Source organism: Saccharopolyspora sp. SCSIO 74807 (genome assembly GCF_037023755.1).
Taxonomy (GTDB): domain Bacteria; phylum Actinomycetota; class Actinomycetes; order Mycobacteriales; family Pseudonocardiaceae; genus Saccharopolyspora_C; species Saccharopolyspora_C galaxeae.
Genome location: NZ_CP146100.1, coordinates 4,285,445 through 4,301,697 on the forward strand (window position 1 = coordinate 4,285,445; position 16,253 = coordinate 4,301,697).

The window sequence follows — 16,253 nt, forward strand, 5'->3', positions numbered from 1 at the left end:
GGAGTAAAGAGAATGGCTACCGGTACCGTGAAGTGGTTCAACGCCGAGAAGGGCTTCGGCTTCATCACTCCTGACGGGGGCGGTTCTGACGTGTTCGCCCACTACACCGCGATTGACGCCTCGGGTTTCCGCACGCTCGACGAGAACCAGCGGGTGGAGTTCGAGATCGCTCAGGGGCCGAAGGGTCCGCAGGCTTCGGGAATCCGCAGCATCTGAGTTCCGCGAGCTACGAGGGGCCCGCGCCTGCCCAGGCGCGGGCCCCTCGCATGTTCCCGCCCGGCGCGGAGTGATGATCATCTCTGGGTTCCCGGGGTAGGCTGCCCCCTCCCGCTGATGTCGATCGCTGCGAGGTTCTCAGTGCCCCTGCGGGTGTTCATCGCCGGTGCCACCGGCGTGGTCGGAAGAACGTTGCTGTCCAGCCTGCAGCAGCGCGGCCACCACGTGACGGCGCTGCTGCGCGCCGCGAACGCGGAGGCGGCGCCCGGCGCGGACGATGTCGCGGTCGCCGATGTGCTCGAGCTGCCGCAGCTGCGCCGCGTGCTGCGCGACAGTGCGCCGGACGTCGTCGTGGCGCAGGTTTCGGGTTTCCGCGCCGAGGACTACGACGATGCCCTGGACCGCACGGCGCAGCTGTGGGGGCTGGGCACGCGCAACCTCGTGAGGGCCGCGCGGGACGCCGGGGTGAACCGGGTCGTCGCGCAGAGCACGGTCGAGGCGTACTACCCGAACGGCCACGACGTGCTGGACGAGGACTCCCCGCTGTGGACCGACGCGCCCGGGCGGTGGGGCGAGCTGGTGCGCGCGGTCGCCGACCTGGAAGACGCGGTGCTCGAGCACGACGGCGTGGTGCTGCGCTACGGCTCGCTGTACGGGCCCGACACCTGGTACGCCCCGGGCGGGCGGATCCACGAGCAGGTGCGCGGCAGCGCGTTGCCGTTGGTCGACGACGGGGTCGGGCTCACCTCGTTCACGCACGTCGACGACGCCGCCAGCGCTGTGGCCGAAGTGTTGAGCGCCGGCGAATCCGGCATCTACAACGTGGTGGACAACGAACCTGCCGAATACGCGGAATGGCTGCCTGCCTACGCCCGGATGGTCGGTGGCCCGGCGCCGGTGTCGTTGACGCTGGAGCAGGCGCGGGCGCAGCTGGACTGGTTGACGGTGCACCGGCTGACCGAGCAGCGTGGCGCCACGAATTTCCGGCTGCGGGAAACGCTGGGATGGCGCCCGATGTGGCCGAGTTGGCGGGAAGGTTTCGCAACGTTGTTCGGTCTCTGGCCGGGCTGAGGCGCGCGTTGTCCGCCGAATCCTTTCGCGGTCGGCGAACAGGGGCGGGCTTATCGTTTTTAAGTTCGGCGTCGCATTTGCGGGAAAACCCGCAGCGCTGCCCGGAAGAGAAATTTCGCCGACGGCATTCGTGCGGAACCGACCGGCCGGATGGCCCAGCGTCCGCCGCGGCTCGACCCTCCTGGCGGTGGGCCGGACGCTCGAGCACGGCTAGCGTGGATCCGGCACCGACGCCGAGGGGCTCCATGACGACGACCGCCGCGCACCCGCTGACCGGACTTCTCGCCGCGGGCAGCGTCATCGACGATCCCGACGTGCTGCGAGCGCACAGCAGGGACCGCGCCACCTTCTGCCCGGCAGGCGAACCCGCTGTGCTGGTGCGTGCACGCAGCACCGAGGACGTATCGACCACGCTCGGCTGGGCTCATCAGCACGGGGTGCCGGTCGTGCCGCAGGGCGCCCGAAGCGGCCTTTCCGGAGCGGCGAACGCGTCGGCGGGATGCGTGCTGCTGTCGCTGGAGAAGATGAACCGGGTGCTGCGGATCGACCCCGAGGAGCAGGTTGCCCTCGTGCAGCCGGGCGTGGTCAACGGCGAGCTGGGGGAGGCCGCCGCCGAGCGCGGGCTGTTCTACCCACCGGACCCGGGGTCGCGGTCCATCTCCACGATCGGCGGCAACATCGCCACCAACGCGGGTGGCATGTGCTGCGTGAAATACGGCGTGACCGGGGACTTCGTGCGCGGGTTGCAGGTCGTGCTGGCCGACGGGCGGGTGCTGCGGACCGGGCGCGCAACGGCCAAGGGCGTGGCCGGCTACGACCTCACCAGCCTGCTCGTCGGCTCCGAAGGCACGCTCGGCGTGGTCACCGAGGCGACGCTCGCGCTGCGGCCCGCGCAGGAGCGGCCGCTGACCGCCGTGGCGTTCTTCGGCGCCGTCGCCGACGCCTGCCGCGCGGTCGCGAGCTACCTCGGCGCCGGGTTCCGGCCGTCGGCGCTGGAGTTCATGGACGCGCCCACGATGCGTGCCGTCGCGGGCATCGCCGACCTGGGCTTCCCGGAGCAGGCCGCCGGAATGCTCATCGCGCAGTCCGACCGCGGACCGCTGGCGGGCGCGGACCTGGACGGGTTCGCGCGGGCGGCCGGGGAGTGCGCGGCAACGGACGTGGTCGTCGCCGACGATCCGGCCGAAGGCGACCTGCTGATGCGGGCGCGGCGACTGGTCGGCGACGCGCACGAGAAGCTGGGATCACTGCTCATCGACGACGTGTGCGTGCCGCGCGGGCGGCTGGTGGACCTGGTCGAAGGGCTCGCCGGACTGTCCGCCGAACATCGGGTGCAGATCCTGTGCGCGGGGCACGCCGGGGACGGGAACATGCATCCGGTGGTCGTGTTCGATGCCGACGACGCGGCCGAGACCGCGCGCGCCGAGCGAGCCTTCGACGCGATCATGGACCTGGGCCTGCGGCTCGGCGGGACGATCACCGGCGAGCACGGCGTGGGCGCGCTGAAGCGGCGCTGGCTCGGCCGGGAGCTGGACCCGGCGGCGCTGTGGGCGCAGCGGGCCATCAAGCGGACGCTGGATCCGAGGGGAGTGCTCAACCCCGGCCGGGTGCTACCCGATGCGGACGACCCGGCCGGGGATCTGCCTGGTCAGTCCCGCTCGTAGTCGTCGTCGGTGGGTTCGGTGCGCTTCTGGTCGGCGAGGTCGGCCGGATCCGCTTCCCAGGTGGCTTCGGTGCCGGTCGGGCCGTCCTCCTCCGGGATCGCCTCGTCCTGCTGGGCCTGCTCGACCGCGTCGGCTTCCGGGGTCTCCGGGTTCATCGCGCGCTCCTTCCTCGACTCGGGGCTTGCGGCCACCGTATCGGGTAGCCCCGCGGCGGAGCCGCCCAGCGCTTCCGCGGCGGAGCTGCCCAGCGCTTCCGCGGCGGAGCCGCCGAAGGGGCCGCGCGGAGCCATTGAGCGTCGCGGTGACTGCGGCTCAGCCGCTCAGCGGCGGGAAGTCCGGGGGCCTGCCCTCGCGGAAGCTGCGCACCCCTTCCCGCACGTCGGGACGGTCGAACGCGGCGATCATCCGGCTGTGCGCATCCGCTGTCGCCGTCTCCAGCCCGCTGTCCAGGCCGGCGTAGATCTGCTGCTTGATCTCGGCGAGCGAGGCAGGGGAGCACTCGGTGGCCAGCGTGCGCGCGTACTCCAACGCCGCGGGCAGCACCTCGGCGGCGGGCATGACGCGGTCGGCCAAGCCGATCCGGTGCGCCTCGTCGCCGAGGAAGGTGCGCGCCGAGAGCATCAGGTCCAGCGCCGTTCCGGCCCCCACGAGCTTCGGCAGGATCCACGAGATGCCGTGCTCGGCGACCAGCCCGCGGCGGCTGAACGCGGTGGTGAACTTCGCTTCCGCCGCGGCGAACCGCACGTCGGCGAACAGCGCGGCGATCAACCCGATGCCCGCGACCGGACCGTTGATCGCAGCGATCACCGGTTTGCGCATCCGGATCGGCTGCGACACCGGCGGCACGTCGTCGTCCACCTCCGGCGCGCCGGACAGCGCGGACAGGTCGGTGCCCGCGCAGAAGCCGCGGCCGGAGCCGGTGACCACCACCGCACGCACGGCCGGGTCGTGCTCGGCCTTGTCCAGCAGTTCGAAGTACCGCCGCTGCATGGACGGGGTCCAGGCGTTGAGGCTTTCCGGGCGGTTGAACGTCAGCAGCAGCACCGCGTCGTGGTGCTCGACCAGTACTTCGTCGTCCTCCGGCACGTGATCACCTCCGTGGGCGGTCGCTCCCGCAAACTATTGCAGCGACCACAACGGCTCAACCGCGCAAACAGGCGATCCGCGGACCACTACGGGTGATCACGACCGGCTGCCACGTCCCGCTCGATGAACTCGCGCAACACCCCGCGCATCCGGTCGACCGAACGCCCTGGGCGCCCGGTCAGCACCCCGATGCCGAGCCCGTCGATGAGCGCGGTCAGCCGCACCGCCAGGTCCTCGGCATCGCCCGGGGCGAACACGCCCTGCTGCTGGCCTTCGCGGATGGTGCGGGCGATCGTGTCGTGCCAGCGGGTGTAGGAGTCGCCGTGCAGCCCGCGCAGCTCGGGGCGCAGCGCGCTCTCGTTCCACACCTGCAGCCAGATCGACCACTCGCGGCGCAACGGGGCGGATGCGGGCAATTGCAGCTCGACCAGCCGCAGCAACCGTTCGCGGGCGTCGTCGATCCGGTGCAGTTCGGCGACCTGGCGGTCGAACGCCTGCCGCACCGAATGCCGCAGCGCCTCGGTGAGCAGGTCGTCGCGGCCGGGGAAGTGGTAGTGGATGGTCGCCGCGCTGACCCCGCACGCCTCGGCGATGTCGGCGACGCGCACCGAGTGGTAGCCGCGCTCGGCGATCAGCTCCCACGCGGCGTCCAGGATCTGCCGGTAGCGGTCGCCGCCGGGGTGCTCCGGTGGACGTGCGGTGCGGCGCGGGGCAGCGGCGACGGTCTCGGCGTCGTCCCGGCCGTTGATCAGCCAGTTCACCGTGACCTGGCCGACTTCGGCGATGCGCGTCAGCTCGACCGGGGTGAACCGGCGGATGCCGGTCAGCGACTTGGAGAGCTTGGTGGCGTCCAGCCCGATGCGGTCGGCGAACGCGCGGTGGCTTTCCGGGTAGCCGGCGAGGACCTCGCGCACCCGCCCGCGCAACGCCTCCAGCTCCGCCAGCTCCTGCACGGGCTCGGACGCTACCAAGCGCGTCGCGGCGGGTTCCGGTGTGCTGGAGCACGGCCGCGTCGACCCAGGGCGCCCTGAACGCGAACATCTTTCAGCACGACCGGCAGGATGTGGGGGTGACGACTACGAGCACCATCAGCACCGAGCAGCCGGCGCACCGCTGGCCGGCATTGGTGATCTGCCTGCTGGCCGGATTCATGACGCTGCTCGACGTCAGCATCGTCAACGTCGCGCTGCCGTCGATGCAGCAGGGACTGCAGGCGCCGCCGATCGCGCTGGCCTGGGTGGTGTCCGGTTACGCGCTGACCTTCGGGCTGGTGCTGGTGCCGTCCGGGCGGCTCGGCGACGACCGCGGCCGCAGCCGCATGTTCGTGCTCGCGTTGCTGCTGTTCACCGCCGCTAGCGCTATCGCCGGGTTCGCCACAGGGCCGCTGTGGCTGGTGATCGCGCGGCTGGTGCAGGGCGCCGCGGGCGGGATGCTGAACCCGCAGATCCTCGGGCTGATCCAGGCACTGTTCCACGGTCCCGAGCGGGGCAAGGCGTTCGGGTTGTTCGGCGCCGTGGTGGGGCTGTCCACCGCGATCGGCCCGCTTCTGGGCGGGCTGATCATCGAGGTCGCGGGCGCCGAGGACGGCTGGCGCTGGGTGTTCTTCGTGAACGTGCCGATCGGGCTGGCGGCGCTGGTGTTCGCGCGGAAGTACCTGCCGCGGGACTTGCCGAGCGGACCGGCGCAAAGCCTCGACCTGATCGGCGTGCTGCTGCTGGCGGCCACCCTGCTGTCGGTGCTGCTGCCGCTGGTCGAGCGGGAGAGCAGCAGCGGGACTCCGTGGTGGCTCATGCTGGCCGCGCCGGTGCTGCTGGTGCTGTTCGTGCTTTGGGAGCGTCGTTACCGGGACCGGGGCCGCCAGCCGTTGGTCGACATCCGGCTGTTCGGCATCGGCAGCTACAGCTTCGGCAGCGCCCTCGGGATGGTGTACTTCGCCGGGTTCACCAGCATCTTCTTCGTGCTGGCGCTGTACCTGCAGCACGGGCTGGGGTACTCGCCGCTGCTGGCGGGGTTGTCGATGACCCCATTCGCCATCGGGTCGGCCGTGTCGTCGGCGGCCAGCGGCCGTCTCGTGCACCGCTTCGGCCGGTCGCTGGTCGTGCTGGGCCTGGTCGCGGCACTGGCCGGGCTGGTTCTGACCGACGTGCTGCTCGGCGCCGGATTCGGCCGGATGGCGGGCGCGGTGGCCGCGCCCGCCCTGCTGCTGGCCGGGATCGGCAGCGGTGCCGTGATCTCGCCGAACCAGACCGTCACGCTCTCCGAGGTCGACAGCGCCAGCGGCGGCACCGCGGCCGGTGTGCAGCAGACCGGACAGCGGCTGGGCACCGCGATCGGCACCGCAACCGCCTCCGGGCTGTTCTTCTCTTCGGTCACCGAAGGCGGTTGGGACGCCGCGATCTCCACCGGGTTGCTGGTGGCGGTCGGCTTCGTCGCGCTGGCGCTGCTGATCGCGGTCGCCGAGCAGCTCGTGGTCACACGTCGCCGCCGGTGACCGGCTCCCCCTTGCCCAGCCGCGACTTGCGGTAGCCGTAGAGCAGGTACAGCACCAGTCCCACCGCGAGCCAGGCCGCGAACCGCAGCCAGGTCAGCACGTCCAGGTTCGACATCAGGTACAGGCAGGCGACGGCGGTCAGCACCGGCAGCACCGGGGAGAGCGGAACGCGGAACGGGCGCTGCAGGTCCGGTTTGCGCGAGCGCAGCACCGGAACCGCGATCGCGACGATGATGAACCCGGACAGCGCGCCGATGCTGACCATGTCGGAGAGCTCGGAGATCGGCACGAACCCGCCCAGCAGCATGATCACGATCGCGCCGCCGATGGTCATCCGGTGCGGCGTGCCCCACTTCGGGTGCACCTGGGACAGCTTCGGCGGCAGCAGGCCGTCCCGGCTCATCGCGAAGCCGATCCGCCCGATGGTCACCAGCTGCACCATCATCACCGAGGTCAGCCCGGTCACGGCGCCGAGCGAGATCAGCGCGGCCACCCAGTGCGAACCGACCAGGTGGAACGCGGCGGCCAGCGGCGCGCCTTCGTCGATCTGCGAATACGGCACCATCGCGGTGAGCACCAGCGCCACCGCGACGTACAGCCCCGTGCAGATCAGCAGGCTGCCGAGCAGCCCGGTCGGCAGGTCGCGCCGCGGGCGCTTGGTCTCCTCGCCGAGGTTGGCCAGCGCCTCGAACCCGGTGTAGGCGAAGAACACGATCGCCGCGGCGGTGAGCACCCCGCCGAAGCCGTACTTCGACTGCTCCATGCCCAGCAGCGCGGACACCAGCGGTTGCTCCAGCACGCTGCCGCCCGATGTGCTCAGCTCCGCGGGCGGTACGAACGGTGTCAGGTTGGCGCCGGTGAAGAAGAACAGCCCGGCCACGATGACCAGCACGCACACCGCGACCTTGATCACGACCAGTGCGTTGGTCACCCAGGAGGACTCCCGGATGCCGGAGACCGCCACCACGGTGAGCACCGCGATGATCAGGATGGCGCCGAGGTTGACGGTGGCGTCCTCGCCGAACCATTCCTGCGGCAGCCCGAGCAGGCTGGCGATGTAGCCCGACCAGCTCCGCGATACCACCGCCGAGCCCAGCGCGAACTCCAGCAGCAGGTCCCAGCCGATGATCCAGGCGAAGATCTCGCCCAGCGTGGAGTAGGCGTAGGTGTAGGCGCTGCCCGCTGTCGGCACCGCCGAAGCCAGCTCCGCGTAACAGAGCGCCGCCAGCGCGGCGACCACGCCGCCGATCACGAAGGACAGCACCACGGCCGGTCCGGCGTGGTCCTTCGCCTCGATCCCGGCGAGGGTGAACACGCCGGTGCCGATGATGATGCCGATGCCGAAACCGACCAGGTCCCGGCCGGTCAGCCGTCGCACGAGGCCGCTGCGCTGGGTGCGCGTCAGCACGTCGTCGACGGGAAGTGTTCGGAGAAGACTCACGGGCTAGCACCGTAGGAGATCGCCAACGCGATGGCGAATTTCCAGGCTCGGCGTAACTGTTTCGGTATCGGACCGCGAGAAACGGAACATCGACGCGCCGGCCAATTGCACCGGATCCCCCGGTCGGACATCGTCGCTGCGCACGGGCTTGCTCCAGGTGGCGGTGCAGGGGCCGCGGGAAAAGTGCGAGACGACGGCGCGGTGCGCCGAATCACGGAATCGCCGACGATCACGCGATTCTGCGCGCCCAGTATTCGGGAAGGGGTTGACGGGGGCGGGGCCGCCGCAGCGGCCCCGCCGTCTCACGCCGGAACGGAGTCGGTGTCCCGATCCCACACCCGGTGGCCGGCGAGCGCGTTGGCGAACTCCGCCAGGAACTCCTCCGGCAGCGTGCCTCCGGTCGCGGCGGCGGTGACGACGCCCCGGTCGGCGACCACGCCGTCCCCGCTCGCACCGGCATGCCGGACGTCGTTGATCCCCGCTCGTTGCAGCACGGACACCCCGTCATCACTGGCGGCGACCGGTTTTGCGTGCTTGTACGCCTCGGTGACGAAGTGCACCGCGTAGCCGTCCGCCGACAGCGCCCGCGCGCTTTCCGCACCGCCCGGCACGATCACCGCGTCGTAGACCACCGAGGCCATCGTGTTGATCGCACGGTCCACGCGGACGTCGTCGCCGTCCGAGCCGCGCGCCGTGCCGTCCCGCAACCCGAGCACCTCGGCGACCGCGCCGCGTTCGGACAGCCCCCGGCGGATCTGGTCGACCTCGGTCGGGTCGACCCCGTCGCCGACGAGCACGGCCACCTTGCGGGTGGCGATTGTGCCGGTCACCGAGTTCGACTGGCTCAGCGCCGGGGAGCTGCGACCGTGGTTGGTGGTGACCGCGGACTCCGGCGGCGTGACGCCGATGCCCTCGGCGACCTGCACGGCCAGCTCGTGGTCGACGTGGTTGAGCTGCTCGACCGTGGCCTCCCGCACGTGGTGGTGGTCGACCTTGCCCAGCTCGAACCGGAACGCGGCGATGATGTGCGCCTTCTCCCAGGACGCCATGCTGTTCCAGAACAACGTGGCCTGGCTGTAGTAGTCCTTGAAGCTCTCGCTGCGCTTGCGGATCTTCTGGCCTTCCACCTTCTCCTGGTAGTGGCTGAAGGTCTCCGGCCCCGCGCCCGCAACCACCGGGCAGCCGCCGCTGAGGCTGTTCTTGGTGTAGCTGGTGCGGCCTCGGTGAATCCGCTGCTGCTGGAACCCGTCCCGCTGGTTGTTGGTGACCTCGGTGATCGGCCGGTTCACCGGGATGTGCGCGAAGTTCGGCCCGCCCAGCCGGATCAGCTGGGTGTCCAGGTAGGAGAAGTTGCGGGCCTGCAGTAGCGGGTCGTTGGTGAAGTCGATGCCCGGGACCACGTTGGCGGTGTGGAAGGCGACCTGCTCGGTTTCGGCGAAGAAGTTGTCCGGATTGCGGTTGAGCACCAGCTTGCCCACCGGGCGCACCGGGACCTCCTCCTCTGGGATGATCTTGGTGGCGTCCAGCAGATCGAAGTCGAAGTCGTGCTCCTTGGTCTCGTCGACCAGCTGCACGCCCAGCTCCCACTCCGGGTACTGGCCGGTTTCTATGGCTTCCCACAGGTCCCGGCGGTTGTAGTCCGGGTCCTTGCCGCCCACCTTCTGGCACTCGTCCCAGACCAGGGAGTGGGTGCCGAGCATCGGCTTCCAGTGGAACTTCACGAAGGTGCCCCTGCCCTGGGCGTCGACCAGGCGGAACGTGTGCACGCCGAAGCCCTGCATCATCCGGTAGCTGCGCGGGATCGCCCGGTCCGACATCAGCCACATCATCATGTGCAGCGTTTCCGGTTGCAGCGAAACGAAGTCCCACAGCGTGTCGTGCGCGGACTGCGCCTGCGGGATCTCGTTGTCCGGCTCCGGTTTCACCGCGTGCACGAAGTCGGGGAACTTGATCCCGTCGTGGATGAAGAACACCGGCATGTTGTTGCCGACCAGGTCGTAGTTGCCCTGGCTGGTGTAGAACTTGGTCGCGAAACCGCGCACGTCCCGGACGGTGTCCGCGGAACCCCGCGAACCCGCGACGGTGGAGAACCGGATGAACACCGGCGTCTGCTCCTGCGGGTCGGTCAAGAACTTCGCCACCGTGTAGTCCGCCAGCCAGCCGTCGTAGGGCTGGAAGTAGCCGTAGGCGCCCGCGCCGCGCGCGTGCACCACCCGCTCCGGGATGCGTTCGTGGTCGAAGTGGGTGATCTTCTCGCGCGCGTGGAAGTCCTCCAGAAGGGTCGGCCCACGCTCGCCGACGGTCAGCGAGTCGTCGGTGTGATCGACTTGCACGCCTTGCTGGGTGGTCAAGTAGCTGTCGTCGAGGCTCTTGCGGACCTCGTCGAGCTGTTCCTGCTTGTCGCCGTGGTGGGAAGCCATTACCTACCTCCGGGTGGCCAGAACCTGCCCTCAGCGGGTGCCCTCGCCCGGAGGTCGTTATGCGCTCAGCCGAAGAACGGCAGCTGGTGCACCACTTCCGGGGCGCCTGCGACGATCAGGAAGTGGATCGCGCGGCCGGTGAGGCTCACCGCGAGGAAACCGAGCAGCGGCAGACCGGCGGCGCCGGACAGGAAGCACAGCACGGTGAACGGCGGAAAGCTCAGCACCGCGCTGACGAACAGGACGCCCAGTCCCCACCACGGGTGTTGCTCGGTGCGGGAGTGGAACTTCTCCAGCAGAGCGGCCCAGCGGCCGCCCTCGCGGGCCTCGGTCATCCTGCCGAGGCGCCTGCCGAGCGAGAAGCCGCCGCGACCGGCCAAGAAGAACAGCGTCTTGCCCAGCATCTGCCCGACCGCCGCGGCCAGGCCCAGCGCCCACCAGTTCAAGCCTTCGACGGTGCTGAGCACACCGACCAGGTAGAGCTCGATGTTGGCCAGCGGGAAAACGCTGCCCAGCAGGGCGGTGCCCGCCGTGGCCAGCAGCCAGCCGATCATCGGGGGCCTGCGGGCCGGGGGCGGGCGGGGATCAAGGATTGCTCCACTGCGGTCGGGACGGCGAGACGAAGCCTAACCGCACCGTTCCCGGTGCCATCGCGGCAGGCCAGGCTCGGCGGAGGGTGTCCGCGATGGGGGATTCGCCGCGGTTTCAGTCCGCGTCCGGATCCCAGCTGAGCAACCGGACGCGGCTGACGGTGCGCAGGTGGCGGCGCATCGCGGTGACCGCGGTGCGGGCGTTGCCCGCGCGGATCGCTTCGGCGATGCGCTCGTGCTGGCGCAGCGACTGCGGCGGGCGGTTGGGCTGGCGCAGCGACTCCTGGCGGCTCTCGGCGATCTCGTCGGCGATCGTGCGCATGAAGTCCGCGAGCATCGTGCTGTGCGCGGCCGCGGTGATCGCGGCGTGGAACCGGCGGTCCCCGTCGCCGCCGAGGTCGCCGGCTTCCACCTGGCCGCGCATGTCGGCCAGCGCCGCGTCGATCTCGGTCAGGTCCTGCTCGGTGCGGCGTTCGGCGGCGAGTTCGGCAAGCTTCGTCTCCAGCGCCTCCCGGGCGTCGAGCACGTCCGGCAACCTGCGGCGCCGCGCCACCAGCTCTTCCACCGGCTCGCTGTCCAGCACGCGCTCGCGCAGGTAGGTGCCGCCGCCGTGGCGCACCTCGACGAGGCCCTGGACTTCCAGGACGACGATCGCCTGGCGCACCGAGGCGCGGCTCACCCCTAGCCGGTCGGCCAGCTCCCGTTCCGGCGGGAGGCGGTCGCCGACGTCCAGCCCGGAAGCGGCGACGTGCTCGCGCAACCGCACCACGACCTGCTCGTAGAGCTTCGGCCGGGTCAGCGGGCGCAGCGCGTCGGACACCTTCGGCCTCCAGCGGACGGATCGACAGCGCCCAGATTAGCACCGGAGATCTCGGTCAGAGGTTCGTCCAGTCGACCAATTCAGCCTTGACGGTGTTCGGGCCGAGGCGCAAAGTGGTCCATCCAGTGAACCAATGTCCCCGCGGCCTCGCGGTCGCGGGGATGACGAGGGGAGACAACGGTGTCGCCCGAGTTGATCTCGATCTTCGCGCTGGTGGCCTGCTTCGCGTTGGCCACGACGATGTCGGTGAACATGGGGGTTCTGGCGTTCGCCGCCGCGTTCGCCGTCGGCAAGCTCGCCGGCGGGCTCTCCGACGACGACATCTTCGCCGGCTTCCCCGGCGACATCTTCGTGGTGCTCGTCGGCGTGACCTACCTGTTCGCGATCGCCCGGGCCAACGGCACCACGGACTGGCTGGTGCACTGGGCGGTGCGGCTGGTCGGCGGACGGCTCGCGGTCATTCCCTGGGTGATGTTCGGTGTCGGTGCGGTGCTCACCGCGATCGGCGCGGTCAGCCCGGCCGCGTGCGCCATCGTCGCGCCCATCGCGCTGAACCTCGCGGCCCGGCACGGCATCAACCCGCTGCTGATGGGCGCGATGGTCGTGCACGGAGCGCAGGCAGGCGGGTTCTCGCCGATCAGCGTGTACGGCGTGATCGTCAACGGCGTGGTCGCCGACAACAAGCTGCCCGGTAGTCCGCTGGTGCTGTTCCTCGGCAGCTTCGCGGCGAACCTGCTGATCGCGGCCGTGGTCTTCGTGGTGCTCGGCGGCATGCGGCTGGCGCGCAGCCGGCCGGTCGCACCCGATCAGGAGGAATCGGCCGAGGTCATGCGGCTCACCAGAGACCGGGTGCTGACGTTGCTCGGGCTGGTCTCGCTCGTGGTGTGCACGCTGGTGTTCGAGCTGGACGCCGGCCTGGTGGCGATGACCGTGGCCGTGGTGCTGACCGTGATGTCGCCGAAGGCGGCCGCGAACGCTCCCGCGGAGGTCACCTGGCCCACGGTGCTGCTGATCTGCGGTGTGCTGACCTACGTCGGCGTGCTCAAGGAAATGGGCACGATCGACTACGTGGGCCACGCCGTGGCCGGGGTCGGATTGCCGCTGCTGGCCGCGGTGCTGCTGTGCTACATCGGCGGCATCGTCTCGGCGTTCGCCAGTTCGGTCGGACTGATGGGTGCCTTGATCCCGCTGGCCGTGCCGTTCCTGGAGACCGGGGCGATCGGAGCGGTCGGCATGGTCACCGCGCTGGCCGTCAGCGCCACGCTCGTCGACGTCAGCCCCTTCTCCACGAACGGGGCGATCGTGCTGGCCAACGCGAAGGGCGTCGATCGGGAAGTGTTCTTCCGGCGCCTGCTGGTTTACGGCGCAGCGGTCGCCGCCGCGGGCCCGGCAGTGGCCTGGCTCATTTTCGTCGTCCCCGGTCTGGGGTGAAATTGCAACGGAGCTCGGAGGTACGCCATGGATCGCGCAACGGAGTTGTTCCCGAAGCTGCGGCGCCCGGACGACGAGGAGGCGTTGCGGTTCGGTGACCGCGCGCTGACCTACCGGGAGCTGGCCGCGGCCGCGAGCGGCATCGCCGAGCGGGTGGGGCCCGTCGAACGGGTCGCGGTGTGGGCGACCGCCGAACTGGAGACCTGCGTGGCCGTGGCAGGCGCGCTGGCCGCCGGGGCAGCGGTGGTGCCGATCAACCCGAAGGTGGGCGAGCGGGAACTCGAGCACATCGTCGGCGACAGCGAGCCGGGATTGCTGCTGGCGGCGCCCGGGTTCCAGCCGCCCGACGCGCTGCGGCAGATCCCGGTGCACGAGGTCGACCTGGCACCGGGCAGCGGAGCGCTCCCGCCCGAACCGGACGAGGAATCGCCCGCGCTCGTCGTCTACACGTCCGGCACCACCGGACCGCCGAAGGGCGTGGTGCTTCCGCGCCGCGCCATCCGGGCGAACCTGGACGCGCTGGCCGACGCGTGGGAGTGGACCGCCGAAGACGTGCTGGTGCACGCGCTGCCGCTGTTCCACGTGCACGGCTTGATCCTCGGCACGCTGGGACCGCTGCGGCTCGGCGGCACCGTGCACCACCTCGGCAAGTTCTCCCCGCAGGCGGCGGCCGATGAACTGGCCGGGTCGGCGACCATGTTGTTCGGGGTGCCGACCATGTACCACCGGCTCGCCGACGACGCCGAGCGCGATCCGGACCTGGCGAAGGCGGTCGGCCGGGCGCGACTGCTGGTGTCCGGATCGGCCGCGCTGCCCGCCGTGGAACACGAGCGGATCTCGCGATCGACCGGGCAGCGCGTGGTGGAGCGCTACGGCATGAGCGAAACGATCATGAATTCCGGGGTCCGGGCATCCGGTGACCGCAGACCCGGTTACGTCGGGCTGCCCTTCGACGGGGTGGAGATCAAACTCGTCGACGACGCGGGCCGGGACATCGAAGTCAGCGACGACGAGACGGTCGGGGAGATCCTGGTTCGCGGGAGCAACCTGTTCACCGGCTACCTCAACCGGCCGGACGCCACCGCGGAGGCGTTCGCGGACGGCTGGTTCCGCACCGGTGACGTCGCCACCCGGGCGGCCGACGGCTACCTGCGCATTGTCGGGCGCAAGGCCACCGACATCATCAAAAGCGGCGGTTACAAGATCGGCGCCGGCGAGATCGAGAACGCGCTGCTGGAGCACTCGCTGGTCGCCGAGGTCGCGGTCGCCGCCGCACCGGATCCGGACCTGGGCGAGCGCATCGTCGCCTGGGTCGTGCCCGCAGGCGAGTTGACCGACCGCGACGGCACGGCCGCCGAGCTCACCGAACACGTCGCCCGACTGCTCACCCCGCACAAGCGGCCCCGCGAGGTGCGGTTCGTGGAGTCGTTGCCACGCAACGAGATGGGCAAGATCATGAAGAAGGCCCTGCATGGTTGACCAGCGCGGGAACGGCGTGCGCGTCCTGATCGAGTCGCTGTGCGCGGACTTCGAGGAGTTCGAGGTCCCGCACACCGGCACGGCTGCGGGCGGACCGGAGCCCGCGGCAGCCGCGTTCGATCATGTTGCGGATGCGGACCCGGACGAGCGGATGGCGCCGGATGTGAGCAACCCGGACGCGGTTTCCACCGCGGACGGCCCGCTGCGCTGGCCCGGCTACGACGAACAGCGGTGCCGCGCGGCCGAACGCACCGGCGCCGACGAATCCGTGCTGTGCGGACAGGGACGCATCGGCGCCGGGCACGCCGTGTTGATCGCATTCGAGTTCGGTTTCCTGGGCGGTTCGGTCGGGGAGACCGCTGGAGCCCGCGTGGTGCACGCCTTCGAGCGGGCGCGCGAGCTGCGGCTGCCGGTGATCTCCCTGGTCGCATCCGGCGGCAGCCGGATGCAGGAGGGCATCCGCGCGCTCGCACAGCTGCAGGCGATCGCCCGCGCCTGCCTGCTGACCCGGCAGGCGCGGATCCCGCACATCACCGTGCTGCGCAACCCGACGACGGGCGGCATGTGGGCGTCCCTGGCCGCAGGAGCCGACATCGTGCTCGCCTCCCCGGAAGCCGATGTTGCCTTCGGCGGCAGCCGGGTGCGCACCCCTGACGAGAAGAGTGCTTCGTTCACCGCCGCGGGCAAGGTCACCGACGGTCAGGTCGACCGGCTCGTCGACGACACCGAGCTACCGCAGGTGCTGGCCCGGCTGGTGGAGCTGCTGCACCCGCAACGCCTGGTCCGCCCGCCGGCCCCCGCCGACCTGCCGGAACCGATCACCCGGCGACCCGAGCCCGGCACCGGATGGGATGCCGTTCGCCGCGCCCGCGCCGCCGACCGGCCGCATGCGCAGGACTACCTCGACCGGTATTTCACCTCCCGGTTCTCGTTGAGCGGAGACCGTGCCGGCGGCACGGACTCCGGGATGTTGTGCGGAATCGGCGAACACGACGGGCGTCCGGTCGCTTACGCCGCGCAGGACGGCACCGCCAACAACCCGGCGGGTTTCCGGACCGCCGCGCGCTTGGTGCGCCTCGCCGACCAGCTCGGCCTGCCGGTGCTGACGCTGGTGGACACCCCCGGTGCCGCCAACGACGCCGAGGCCGAGCGCACCGGCGTCGGCCCGGCCATCGCGGAGCTGTTCACCGCCGTGGCCGAGGCCAGGGTGCCGATCACCACGCTGGTCATCGGTGAGGGCGGTTCCGGGGGAGCGCTCGCGCTGGCCGCGCCGGAATCCACCTGGATCACCGCGGACGCCTACTTCGCCGTGATCGCCCCGGAATCGAGCGCGGCGATCCTGAAGCGGCCGCCGGAGGAGGCACCGGAGTTGGCCGACCGGCTCAAGCTGCGTCCGCAGGACCTGCTCGAACTCGGCTTCGTGCGGGGTGTGGTCCCACCCGCGTGAAACCGCGCCGTGCGCTACCGGGTGGCGCGCGGCCCGCGATGCCCGTCGGTACCCGGGAATTCCTGCCGGGAGCGCCCACCACAGGCGGCGGCCGGGA

General features: G+C 70.8%; 14 protein-coding genes. 7 read left to right on the plus strand and 7 right to left on the minus strand.

The genetic code is table 11. The annotated features are described in order from the left end of the window. Positions 1–12 precede the first annotated feature (12 nt). From V1457_RS19625 to V1457_RS19635, 3 genes are all read left to right on the plus strand, one after another. Positions 13–216, plus strand: a complete 204-nt coding sequence (locus V1457_RS19625; protein WP_200070755.1) for a cold-shock protein — start codon at positions 13–15, stop codon at positions 214–216. A 141-nt stretch (positions 217–357) separates the two neighbouring features. Continuing rightward, entirely contained in the window at positions 358–1,287 is a 930-nt protein-coding gene (locus V1457_RS19630; RefSeq protein WP_338596029.1) for an NAD(P)-dependent oxidoreductase, read from the plus strand. Between the two features lie 245 nt (positions 1,288–1,532). After that, positions 1,533–2,951, plus strand: coding sequence for an FAD-binding oxidoreductase (locus tag V1457_RS19635; protein ID WP_200070753.1), 1,419 nt, complete (start codon positions 1,533–1,535; stop codon positions 2,949–2,951). Here the strand turns inward: V1457_RS19635 and V1457_RS19640 are convergent. From V1457_RS19640 to V1457_RS19650, 3 genes are all read right to left on the minus strand, one after another. Continuing rightward, complete coding sequence (locus V1457_RS19640) at positions 2,936–3,106, minus strand: hypothetical protein (RefSeq protein ID WP_200070752.1); 171 nt, start codon at positions 3,104–3,106, stop codon at positions 2,936–2,938. The two genes, V1457_RS19635 and V1457_RS19640, sit on opposite strands and share 16 nt — an antisense overlap. 157 nt (positions 3,107–3,263) lie before the next feature. Beyond that, on the minus strand, positions 3,264–4,037 hold the full coding sequence (locus tag V1457_RS19645) for an enoyl-CoA hydratase-related protein (RefSeq protein WP_200070751.1): 774 nt from the start codon (positions 4,035–4,037) through the stop codon (positions 3,264–3,266). An 86-nt stretch (positions 4,038–4,123) separates the two neighbouring features. Continuing rightward, entirely contained in the window at positions 4,124–4,981 is an 858-nt protein-coding gene (locus tag V1457_RS19650; protein ID WP_200070819.1) for a TetR family transcriptional regulator C-terminal domain-containing protein, read from the minus strand. A gap of 125 nt (positions 4,982–5,106) precedes the next feature. On the opposite strand from V1457_RS19650, the gene V1457_RS19655 reads away from it, so the two are divergent. Continuing rightward, positions 5,107–6,528: an MFS transporter gene (locus tag V1457_RS19655; RefSeq protein WP_338596030.1), complete on the plus strand. Its 1,422-nt coding sequence runs from the start codon at positions 5,107–5,109 to the stop codon at positions 6,526–6,528. Here V1457_RS19655 and V1457_RS19660 read toward each other — a convergent pair. The 4 genes from V1457_RS19660 to V1457_RS19675 form a co-directional block, all read right to left on the minus strand. Then, a complete protein-coding gene (locus V1457_RS19660) occupies positions 6,509–7,969 on the minus strand; it encodes an APC family permease (protein WP_200070750.1) in 1,461 nt (486 codons plus the stop codon). The genes V1457_RS19655 and V1457_RS19660 overlap by 20 nt on opposite strands. A gap of 302 nt (positions 7,970–8,271) precedes the next feature. Beyond that, complete coding sequence (locus tag V1457_RS19665; protein ID WP_338596031.1) at positions 8,272–10,389, minus strand: catalase; 2,118 nt, start codon at positions 10,387–10,389, stop codon at positions 8,272–8,274. Positions 10,390–10,454: 65 nt separating this feature from the next. Continuing rightward, complete coding sequence (locus V1457_RS19670; RefSeq protein ID WP_200070748.1) at positions 10,455–10,943, minus strand: VTT domain-containing protein; 489 nt, start codon at positions 10,941–10,943, stop codon at positions 10,455–10,457. Positions 10,944–11,094: 151 nt separating this feature from the next. Beyond that, complete coding sequence (locus tag V1457_RS19675) at positions 11,095–11,799, minus strand: FadR/GntR family transcriptional regulator (RefSeq protein ID WP_200070747.1); 705 nt, start codon at positions 11,797–11,799, stop codon at positions 11,095–11,097. A 180-nt stretch (positions 11,800–11,979) separates the two neighbouring features. On the opposite strand from V1457_RS19675, the gene V1457_RS19680 reads away from it, so the two are divergent. The 3 genes from V1457_RS19680 to V1457_RS19690 all read left to right on the plus strand — a co-directional run bounded on the left by V1457_RS19680 (position 11,980) and on the right by V1457_RS19690 (position 16,156). Then, the gene (locus tag V1457_RS19680) at positions 11,980–13,230 is read left to right on the plus strand and encodes an SLC13 family permease (protein WP_338596032.1); all 1,251 of its coding nucleotides are present in this window, start codon (positions 11,980–11,982) and stop codon (positions 13,228–13,230) included. Positions 13,231–13,257: 27 nt separating this feature from the next. After that, a complete protein-coding gene (locus V1457_RS19685) occupies positions 13,258–14,709 on the plus strand; it encodes an acyl-CoA synthetase (protein WP_338596033.1) in 1,452 nt (483 codons plus the stop codon). A gap of 151 nt (positions 14,710–14,860) precedes the next feature. Further along, the gene (locus tag V1457_RS19690) at positions 14,861–16,156 is read left to right on the plus strand and encodes a carboxyl transferase domain-containing protein (protein WP_338605048.1); all 1,296 of its coding nucleotides are present in this window, start codon (positions 14,861–14,863) and stop codon (positions 16,154–16,156) included. The last annotated feature ends 97 nt before the right edge of the window (positions 16,157–16,253 follow it).